Source organism: Acinetobacter sp. YH12070 (genome assembly GCF_013419625.1).
GTDB lineage: Bacteria > Pseudomonadota > Gammaproteobacteria > Pseudomonadales > Moraxellaceae > Acinetobacter > Acinetobacter amyesii.
Map to the genome: position 1 here is coordinate 1 of NZ_VOZT01000097.1, position 5,931 is coordinate 5,931.

General features: G+C 39.0%; 4 protein-coding genes and 1 pseudogene. 3 read left to right on the forward strand and 2 right to left on the reverse strand.

Going from position 1 to position 5,931, the window contains the following annotated elements; genetic code table 11:
* Window positions 1-372 precede the first annotated feature (372 nt).
* Genes FTU17_RS16540 through FTU17_RS16550 form a run of 3 tightly spaced genes read left to right on the forward strand, consistent with a single transcriptional unit; the run spans window position 373 to window position 3,861 of the window.
* Window positions 373-1,380 carry a TAXI family TRAP transporter solute-binding subunit gene (locus FTU17_RS16540; RefSeq protein ID WP_180136046.1) on the forward strand — a complete coding sequence of 336 codons (1,008 nt, stop codon included), beginning with the start codon at window positions 373-375 and terminating at the stop codon, window positions 1,378-1,380.
* Window positions 1,358-1,852 (forward strand): DUF1850 domain-containing protein, encoded by a 495-nt coding sequence (locus FTU17_RS16545; protein ID WP_257227418.1) that lies wholly within the window; start codon window positions 1,358-1,360, stop codon window positions 1,850-1,852. Before FTU17_RS16540 ends, FTU17_RS16545 begins: the two co-directional genes overlap by 23 nt.
* On the forward strand, window positions 1,849-3,861 hold the full coding sequence (locus FTU17_RS16550; RefSeq protein ID WP_180114717.1) for a TRAP transporter permease: 2,013 nt from the start codon (window positions 1,849-1,851) through the stop codon (window positions 3,859-3,861). Before FTU17_RS16545 ends, FTU17_RS16550 begins: the two co-directional genes overlap by 4 nt.
* A gap of 501 nt (window positions 3,862-4,362) precedes the next feature.
* Here FTU17_RS16550 and apbC read toward each other — a convergent pair.
* Both apbC and FTU17_RS16560 read right to left on the reverse strand, forming a co-directional pair.
* Window positions 4,363-5,637: an iron-sulfur cluster carrier protein ApbC gene (apbC, locus tag FTU17_RS16555; RefSeq protein WP_180004976.1), complete on the reverse strand. Its 1,275-nt coding sequence runs from the start codon at window positions 5,635-5,637 to the stop codon at window positions 4,363-4,365.
* Between the two features lie 187 nt (window positions 5,638-5,824).
* A pseudogene (locus FTU17_RS16560) lies at window positions 5,825-5,931 on the reverse strand (IS701 family transposase); the annotation flags it as partial.

The window sequence follows — 5,931 nt, forward strand, 5'->3', positions numbered from 1 at the left end:
GTCATGAGAAAGCCCATATAAATGGGTAGAGTACAAGTTGCTGTAGAAGCATTTTTAATTCGTCTGATCACAGATACTTTATAAAGTATTTTAATACTTTTTTGAATCCGTCAATGCGTAAGTCCTATTATATTTATAAAAGAAATTTCACATGATTCCATGTATACCCTACAGTTTTTACACGTAACAAAATATTATTAAAATAAACGATATAGCTCCATGCCATTCTTACGCATAACCATTATTTATTGGAGACTAAAAATCAAAAAAAATACTTTTCAAAAATAATTGATTAAGTTATGTTCAATTGAGTAGTGGAAATTAAAACTCATCAAATCAATATTCAAAATTTATGTGTAAAAGGACGTTTCTATGAACCAATGGACAAAACTCACGTTACTCTCGGTTACTTTGGCGTGTATTACTGCTTGCTCAAATGATCAATCTACTTCAGAAAATGCCACGGAAGGAAAAAGCGCAGAAACTGCTACATCTGACAAACTTCAAACCAAGTTCGTAACCATTGCAACTGGCGGAGCATCAGGACCTTACAATGTGATTGGGACGAGTCTTGCAGAAATTTATAACAAAACTTTTGGTGTAAATTCTAAGACTCAGACTACAGGTGCATCAGTCGAAAACTTAAACCTTCTCAAACAGAATAAAGTTGAAATGGCATTTGTTATGAGTGACAGCTTAACAGAAGCACTGAACGGAGCAGGAAGTTTCGCAAATGGTAAAGTTGAGAATGTCAGCCAAGTCGCAGCGCTTTATCCAAACTACGTACAAATCGTAACCTCTAAAAAATCAGGGATCAAAAATATCGAAGATTTGAAAGGTAAACGTATCGCTGTAGGTGCACAAAATTCAGGTGTAGAAGTAAATGCACGTACACTGTTGAATGGTTTTGGAATCACCTATAAAGATATTAAAGTTGATTATTTGGGCTATGCTGAAGCCGCTGATGCTTTAAAAGGTGGCAAGCTTGATGCAGCATTCCTGACCAGTGGCATTCCAAACTCATCACTCATGGAACTTCAACAAAGCTTTGATCTACAGTTAGTTTCAATCAATGCAGATAAAGTCAAAGAAATAGCTAAAGATCAAAGTTATTTCTTACCGATGATTATTCCAAAAGGCACTTATGGCAATACTGCGGACATTCAAACTGCCGCAATTAAAAATGCATTAGTTGTTCGCTCAGATATATCGGATGATGATGTCTACAAACTAACAAAAACTTTCTTTGACAGTTTGCCTCAATTGGCAACTTCACACCAAGCAGCAACAGAAATCACGCTTGAAGGTGCTCAACAAGGCCTTGTAGCGCCTCTACATCCAGGCGCGAAACGCTACTATGATGAAGTGGTTAAAAAATAATAAGCTTCAAAAAAATGCAGTTTATACTGCATTTTTTATATTGTTCTTCGTAATCTATGCTAGCTATCCAACACTGTATACGCAGGTTAGAGTTGAAACTGATATATGCAAAATTTCAACTGATCAATTTGATTTACAGTGGAAGCATTCAGTAGAAAAGACGGCTTGGTCTGAACAATATCAGCGTCAAAAGAATAAGTTTTTACTGCGCCACACCGATTTGATTTCATTTGGTGCAGGTACACCCTCAAATTATCCCATTGAGTTTCAAAAAAATGGTGTGATTAGAATGCGGGTCAATCAAAATATAGATGAAATCAACTGGGTGATTTCTAGAAATATGCAAGGCACGATCCTCGCTGACCAAAAAATTTGGTCTATTTTTCAAAGTTACCCAGACTATAGTTTGGTCAACATCTCGGTTCAATATCAACCCAAATGGAAGTCTTGGTGGATTGGAGAATGCCTATGAATTCCAAAGAAGATAAAGTTGTATTAGAACAACTCGATGAGAAACAACAACAAGCCATATTAGAAAAATTTGATCGGGAATCTGTTACTCGAATCAATATGAGCAAATCTGTTACCTACTTTGTTGCATTTGTAGCGATCTTTTATTCATTATTTCATTTATTTATTACGTTTAATCCTTTACCTGAGTTAATACAGCGTGCAGCCCATGTCGCTATTGGCCTAGCACTCATTTTCTTACTCTATCCAGCTCGTCAAGCAAGCTCCCGGCAGCATATTTCACTTCTCGATTGGTTCTTGGCTTTGCTTTCCATCTTCAGTTTTTTATATTTATGGAAAGAATATCAATCTATTATGACCACTCGAGGTGGTATTCCAAATACCTTAGATATCGCGTTTGCAATTATGAGTGTGGTATTAGTCATAGAAGCAACTCGCCGGGTCATGGGGTGGATGCTGCCCATTTTAAGTTTAATTTTCCTGACCTATACATTTATCAGTCACTTTGATTGGTTGCCAGATCGATTAATTACTCGCCCTTATACCATCAGCGACATTTTCGGACATATGTATTTAAAAACCGAAGGCTTATATTCTTCGGCAATTGGTGCATCCGTCACTTTTATTTTCTTATTTATCCTTTTTGGTGCTTTTCTTGCAAAATCAGGTATGGGGAAATTGTTCAATGATCTTGCCATGGCATTGGCGGGTCATAAACAAGGTGGTCCTGCCAAAGTTGCTGTAATTTCAAGTGGATTTATGGGCAGTATTAATGGAACTGCTGTTGCCAATGTTGTTGGCACAGGCTCATTTACCATTCCATTGATGAAAAAAATTGGTTATCACAAGAATTTTGCTGGTGCCGTTGAAGCCAGTGCATCCGTCGGTGGACAAATTTTGCCGCCAGTCATGGGTGCGAGTGCCTTCATTATGGCCGAAACAACTGGCGTGAGTTATGGCACGATTGCACTAGCCGCATTATTACCTGCCTTATTGTATTACCTTGGCGTCATGGCTCAAGTTCATTTCCGTGCGGGTAAAGATGATCTGAAAGGCGTACCTAAAGCTGATTTACCTAAAGTAAAAGAAGTTCTAAAAGAGCGTGGACATTTACTTATTCCAATTTTGGCACTGGTCTTTTTCTTATTTCAAAATATTCCTGTGAGCTATGCTGCTGTCTACACCATCGTCCTGACCATCTTTGTAGCAGCTATAAGAAAATCAACACGAATGGGCGTAAAAGATATTTTAGATGCGCTCGTTGATGGAGCCAAACAATCATTATCTGTGATGGCTGCTTGTGCTGTCGTTGGTATTATTATCGGCGTAGTAAGTCTGACAAGTTTTGGTTCAGTAATGACTTCTTCAATTATGAGTTTAGGTGCAGGTAGTCTCTTTCTAACTTTATTTTTGACCATGATTGCATCGATGATTTTAGGCATGGGGCTTCCATCTATTCCGGCCTATATCATTACTGCCACTATGGCAGCACCAGCACTCGCAAACTTTGATATTCCTGTATTAGTCGCGCATATGTTTGTGTTCTATTTTGGTTTATTTGCAAACATCACCCCACCAGTTGCCCTTGCCGCCTTTGCTGGTGCAGGAATTGCAGGCGGTGATCCAATGCGCACTGGGTTTCAGGCCTTAAAACTCTCTCTTGCTGGTTTTATTGTTCCATTTTTATTCGTTTATAACCCTGCCATGCTGATGATTGATACCACCAATGTTGCAGTCAATGCTCGAGAATTTGCCTTTCCAGCATGGACAACTATAGCGAGTATTACTGTCACTTCAGTGATAGGAATTCTCGCTTTAGGCTCCGCAGTTGAAGGTTATTTCAAGACTTATCTCAACTGGTTCTGGCGTATTTTTTTAGGTGTGGGTGCGCTGTGTATGATTATTCCAGAAACCATTACAGATATTGTAGGCATTATCATGGTCATCATCGCAATTACGGTGAATATTATCACTGCTAAACGTAAAGCAAACCCGTCTCTTTCCTCCTAAAAAACCAATTAAAAAGCCCGGTAATTACCGGGCTTTTTAATTTCTTAGACTAAGGCGTACCCTCATTTGATGGGTGGGTTTTAATGACTTCAAATAATATTTAAAATTATTTGTTCCTCTATATTTTTTCAATGCTAAGCCCCTTGTAACAGAGGACATTTGGCAAAAAATCTAAGACACAATGCGTTTGTACAGTTACTGCCGTTCAAAGAATTGATCCTAGCCAAAATAATAGAAATATCGTGAAAGCTATTTTGTAAAAACTAAGTACAAACGCGACATCCTTTGATATGCCTCAAGAATTTTATCCTTGGCAGACGGCTTATAATCGCAGGAAAAATAAGAAATTGTGCAAATCGTTTTTTAGATGTGTAATTCATAGACATCGTTGAATGTCTAAAGTTCAGTACTCATAATTTTCAAACACTCCCAATACCACGTTATAAAAAATCTGGCACGAGGCCAGATTTTAATACGATCAACTTAAATTTCAGTTCACCCTTAGAAAATACGGTTTTTATCTTTTTCAGCCTGAGGTAATGCATCTGCAACTTTTTGTGCAATCGCCATGTAGCTTTCAGCAGCATCATCACCTGCTATCACAGATGGTTTCCCTGCATCGGCATTTTCACGAATTTGTACATTCAGCGGTAAACGACCTAAGAGCGGAATGTCGTATTGGGCTGAAAGTTGGTCGCCACCACCTGTACCAAAGATTTGCTCTTCATGCCCACAGTTCGAACAGATGTGAGTCGACATATTTTCAACCACGCCCATCACGGGAATATGTACACGATTAAACAACTCAATGCCTTTGGTCGCATCCATTAATGCAACATTTTGTGGTGTCGTCACAATCACAGCACCTGTCACCGGTATACGCTGTGCAAGCGTCAACTGGATATCACCTGTGCCTGGCGGCATATCAATGACCAATACATCCAGATCAGGCCATAAAGTTTGGTTAAAGAGCTGCATTAACGCCCCCGTCGCTTTCGGCCCACGCCAAGCCACTGGCGTATTGTTATCCCCAGTTAAGTGACCAATTGAAAGTACAGCCATACCATATGCTTCGATAGGAACAAATTGCTCAGCTTCGATCATCGGCGTGCGGCCTGCGTTACCAAGCATCGTTGGAATACTTGGACCATAGATATCCGCATCTAAAACGCCAACTTTTAGCCCCAATTGCTGTAATGCCAAAGCTAAGTTAACTGTCGTGGTTGACTTACCCACACCACCTTTGCCTGAAGACACTAAAATTACATTTTGAATGCGTGGGTGTTTCGGTACATCACGTTGCAGAGGTGCCGCTTTTTGAATTGGTGGATTGTTTGGATCTTCTTCAGCCTTGGCTTGAGTAGCAGATGCATCCACAACAGGTGGCAGATTACTCGTAGTAGACTTTTGCTCAGTTTGTTCATTAGCTTTAGGCTGTGTTGAACAGCTTTCACCTTCTGCATGGTGATGACCGCAACCACCCGATGTATGTCCAGTTTTTTGCTGAATCACGTGCATATTTAATTCTGTGATGCCACATTTTTCCAATGCATCGGCCAAATCATCATGGATTTTTTGTAAGTCATCGGCTTCTGAAGGAAAGGTATTAATCGTGATCTGCAAGATCTGACCTTGCACATTTACCTGTGTAATACGGTCTTTTAAAGCATTATTTGAATTGGGAAGTACGTAGTTTTGTAAAACCTGTTGGATTTCCTCTTCTTTCACCTCTTGGGAGGGTGAAAACACAGATTTTAGAGAAGAAAGCCACGACATTATGTTGTCTCCAAACAGGAACATCAAAAGATAATAGCGATAGTTTACCTGTTCATCTGCCACAGAGTAAGAGGGAGATGAATGACTTATCCCTATAAGCTTATAAAGTTGAGTAACTGATGTTACGCACCTAAAAGTAATTTCGCATTTTAAAAATGATTTTTAAGTATATAGGACTTACGCACTATTATTTAAAGATTCTCTGTGGTAGCAGATGATTTTTATCGAGAATAAAGTCATCAATGAAGCTTTTGATAATTGGTCTAAATAATTTCTTCTGCCAACGATATACAT

What these genes read in the sequence shown, in the direction of transcription:
- FTU17_RS16540 (WP_180136046.1), top strand. Translation starts at nt 373, where the DNA reads ATGAACCAATGGACAAAACTCACGTTACTCTCGGTTACTTTGGCGTGT.
- FTU17_RS16545 (WP_257227418.1), top strand. Translation starts at nt 1,358, where the DNA reads ATGATGAAGTGGTTAAAAAATAATAAGCTTCAAAAAAATGCAGTTTAT.
- FTU17_RS16550 (WP_180114717.1), top strand. Translation starts at nt 1,849, where the DNA reads ATGAATTCCAAAGAAGATAAAGTTGTATTAGAACAACTCGATGAGAAA.
- apbC (WP_180004976.1), bottom strand. Translation starts at nt 5,637, where the DNA reads ATGTCGTGGCTTTCTTCTCTAAAATCTGTGTTTTCACCCTCCCAAGAG.